Source organism: Pseudoalteromonas sp. NJ631, from assembly GCF_000276645.1.
In the GTDB taxonomy this organism is placed as follows: domain Bacteria; phylum Pseudomonadota; class Gammaproteobacteria; order Enterobacterales; family Alteromonadaceae; genus Pseudoalteromonas; species Pseudoalteromonas piscicida.
This window is the reverse complement of sequence record NZ_AKXJ01000030.1, coordinates 1-4,239: the sequence shown is the minus strand read 5'-3', so window position 1 is coordinate 4,239 and position 4,239 is coordinate 1. Positions and strand designations below refer to the sequence as shown.

2 protein-coding genes are annotated in these 4,239 nt (G+C 44.4%); both read left to right on the top strand.

The genetic code is table 11. From position 1 onward, the window contains the following. Entirely contained in the window at window positions 1-3,489 is a 3,489-nt protein-coding gene (locus A587_RS0123630) for a non-ribosomal peptide synthetase (protein ID WP_017219558.1), read from the top strand. Beyond that, a partial coding sequence (locus tag A587_RS24375) for a condensation domain-containing protein (RefSeq protein ID WP_036965272.1) occupies window positions 3,489-4,239 on the top strand: 751 nt, incomplete at its 3' end. The genes A587_RS0123630 and A587_RS24375, both read left to right, overlap by 1 nt.

The following is a 4,239-nucleotide window of genomic DNA, read 5'->3' as shown; positions in this document are numbered from 1 at the left end:
ATGGATAACTTTTTCCAGCTAGGCGGCCATTCCTTATTAGCGACTAAGTTGGTGGTTCGGATCAACAGTGAGTTAAATGCAAACATACAGGTAAAAGATATATTTGCCTTAAGCACGGTGCGGGAATTATCCCGATCCCTAGCAATCGGTCAGCCTGGCATTGTTCAGCAGCAGTTGGAGCAGGGATTACAAGAGATAGATAAATTCAGACATAATATTGAAAACCATGCTGTTTTGAAGCAGCAGCTGCCAGACGATTGTGAAACCTTATTTCCGCTAAGTGCTATTCAGCAAAGTATGGTCTATTTCGCCCAGACCCAACCTGAAGTGCCTATCTATCATGATCAATTTCCTTTTGTACTGGAATGGGTGGACTTTGATTTAGCGCTCTTTAATCAGGCGTTCGAATATATATGTCAGGCACACTCTATTTTAAGAACGAGCTTTGCTGTTAATGGTTTTGATGAGCCGGTGCAATTTGTACATAGGAAATCACAGTTAAATATCGGTATCGAGGACTTATCCGATGTGGCGCCAGACATTCAAAAGCAACAGATAGAGGACTATTGTCGGAAAGATCTAAATAATAAGTTTACTTTCAAAGTCAACGAGTTGTTATGGAGGGTGAAGCTTTTCTCCCTCAGCTCAGGCCGGGTATGCATTATCCTGACGGTACAGCATGCTATTTTGGACGGGTGGAGTTTAAACCTCATGGTGTCTGAACTTCTGGCGAATTATGCCCGCTTGAAAGATGGTCACCGGGACTTGATCCCGGCGCCAGAGTCCACTTATCGGGATTATGTCGCGATTAACTTGCACCGTAGCGGCTCAGATGAGACACAGATCTTCTGGAAAGACTACTTGCAAAATTATAACCGCATGAAGTTACCTTTTAATTATGCCGGTAAGCCGATTTCAAGCTCTAAAATGATGACGGCGGTCAAAGGTGAGGTCGATGCCTCATTGCTACGTAAATTGCAGCAGCTGACGCAGAGTAAAGGTTATACGATAAAAGAAATCTGTTTGGCCGCACATGTGTATCTATTGTCCCTGATTACCGGAGACGCGGAAATCCTGACTGGTGTTGTGACCCATAACCGGCCCGAGATCAAGGATACCGACAGAGTTCTTGGCTGCTTTCTTAATACTATTCCACTGCGTTTAAATGCGCATACTTCAATTAATAAACATGTATTAATTACCGAAGTTCGGGATTTTCTTCGCCGGGTCAAAGCGCATGAGATTTTCCTGGCAGATATCGCCAGGCTAGCTGGGGAAAATGATGCAAACGGCAACCCCTTGTTTGATGTCATTTTCAATTTCACCGACTTTCCTGAGCTGATGCCGGCCGCAGAAAGCAATATGTTAATTAATTCTGAGAAGGAATTGTTTGCCATCAATGGCTCTGAGATGACCAATACCAAGTTCGATCTGGAAGTGCATAAAAATGGTCAGCATGGCATGGCGATACAGATAAAGTATAGTGAAGAATATTTTGATGCCAAAGAAGTAGAACTTGCCCTAAATCTCTACCTACAGATACTGGAGTTGATGGCGAGCAATGAAACACAGCTGTGCTCAACGGCTTTAGTGGAATCTATAGGTACAAAAAACACTCAGTTTAACGATACCGATAAAGCCTATGCTTATACAAAAACAATGCATGCCTTGTTTGAAGAGCAGGTGGTTAAAGCGCCTGATGCAATAGCTTTAAGGTACAATGGTAAGAGTTATAGCTATCAGGAGTTGAACGCTAAAGCGAACCGGATTTCCTGGATGCTGATCGGCAAAGGCATACAATCAGGCGATCATGTGGGTCTGGTGATGTCAAGATCCTTTGACATGATTGCTACCCTGTTAGCGATATTAAAAGCTGGAGCGGTTTATGTGCCTATGGAGCCGGATTATCCCGAGGCAAGAATCCAAGCAATAGAGGAAAGTGCACAGCTGAAACTGGTTATATTTGACAGACCAACGCAAGCCGCCAATGCGCATCATCTCTATCTGCAAGAAGAAGATTACGCGACATTTTCAATAGAAAACCCGGGTCTGAAAAAAGATGCCGGCGAGCTGGCATATATTATTTATACTTCCGGTTCCACAGGTAAACCTAAAGGGGTCAGGATTGCGCATCATCAGGCGGTAAATCTCATTAGCTGGGTGAATACAGAATTCACTGTCACCTCGTCTGATGTGATGCTTTTTATTACCTCAGTGACCTTTGACCTTTCCGTTTATGACATCTTTGGCATCCTAGCGGCCGGAGGGCGCATTGTGATTGTGGAACAATCACAGTTGCATAATTTTGAAGCTCTTTATGAAATAATAATTACTGAAAAAATCACTTTCTGGGATTCGGTACCCAGTACGTTAAACCATCTGGTCAGCGACCTGGATGAAAGACAAGCGGGGCTCTTTGGGCACCATTTACGCTTGATTTTCTTAAGCGGTGATTGGATCCCGACTATGCTGCCTTCCGCTGCAAAACACTGGTTCCCCAATTCCGAATTTATCAGTTTAGGGGGAGCGACAGAAGGAACCGTCTGGTCTAATTTTTATCGTGTGTCGGGTAAGGTAGAGCATTTAAGCAGCATTCCGTACGGCGTTCCTATTGACAATAACAGGTTCTATATTCTGGATGCACAACAGCAACCCGTTGTTGAAGGTGTTGTTGGCGAGCTTTATATTGGCGGAGTTGGGGTTGCCTATGGTTACCAGAATGATCCCGTGAAAACTGAACAGGCCTTTTTTGATGATCCCTTTATTGAAACTAATATCAATGGTGAAAGGGCTCGCATGTATAAAACCGGCGACTTAGGACGAATTCTTCCCGACGGCAATATGGAATTGCATGGCCGTACTGATCATCAGATCAAGTTAAGGGGTTATAGAATCGAGCTGAATGAAATAGAGTCGGTGTTAAACCTTCATACTGGCATAAAAGAAGCGCTAGTAAATGTAGTTGAACTAGAGATTAACGGTAAAAAGAACCAATACCTCGTCGGTTATATTGTTTCTAAAAACAATAACAACCTTGAGACAGAGGTGCTCATGTCTTATTTATCTCAATATCTGCCTGAGTATATGGTACCTAAAGTGTTTGTCGATCTGGAGCAACTGCCGTTATCTGTAAACGGGAAAGTCGATCGTAGGGCACTACCCGTTCCTGACCTAGGGATGATCGATGAAGGATATCTCGCTCCCGAAACCGAGACAGAAAAAAGCCTGTGTGACCTGTGGCAGGAAACACTGCAAGTTGAGCGAGTCGGTATCAAGGATAATTTCTTCTTGCTTGGTGGACATTCTTTATTGGCAACAAAATTAATAGCAAAAATGAATGCCGGATTCGGTGTGACTGTGCCTTTTGCCATACTGTTATCAGAAGCCAATGTCCAAAGTATTGCACAATACATAGATGCCGTAAGTTTAAATGATGCCAACCTCGATACGCTGGCTGAAAATGAAAATGTAGAAGAGGGATTATTCTAATGGTAAGTAATATCATATTAAAGGCAGCCACTAAAGGCATTCACCTCTACCTGAAGGATGGAAATTTAGCCTATAAGGCTCCAGAAGGGGCGCTTACCAAAGAATTTAAAGAGCTTATCGTCGAGAATAAAGCGCAGATCATTGCCTCCTTGAAGTTACAGGAGCTAGAAACCTCTTTTGAGTATGCTCAGTTAAAGCCGGTGTCGAGAAACGAAAGTTTACCTCTGTCTTTTGCCCAACAAAGGCTATGGTTGTTAGATCAAATCGACGGTGGCAGTGCCCATTATAATATGCCGGCGGCGTTAAAACTGACCGGTACCCTCAATGAGGACGCTCTACAACAGGCGATTACCACTATCCTGTTACGCCATGAAAGCCTGCGCACCTATTTTGTTGCCGGCGACGATGGTGAACCGATACAACTGATCCGTGAGTTAGACAGTTTTGAGCTGGCGCTGACGGATCTGTCCGCCCTTTCGCAGCAAGCGCTACAGACCCGAATAGCCGAAGCCGTTTCAACGGAAGCAGGGAAACGGTTTGATCTGACACGGGATTTGATGTTGCGGGCGCAGCTGCTGAAAATCTCAGCTAAAGAGCATATCTTGTTAGTGACCATGCATCATATCGCTTCCGATGGCTGGTCCCAGGAGATCTTGGTCAATGAATTCAGCCGTTTATATACGGCCTATGCCCAAGGGCAGGACAACCCTTTGCCGCCGCTGGCGATCCAGTACGGCGATTATGCCCACT

Coding starts and splice junctions, on each gene's coding strand:
- A587_RS0123630 (WP_017219558.1), top strand. CDS start 1: ATGGATAACTTTTTCCAGCTAGGCGGCCATTCCTTATTAGCGACTAAG.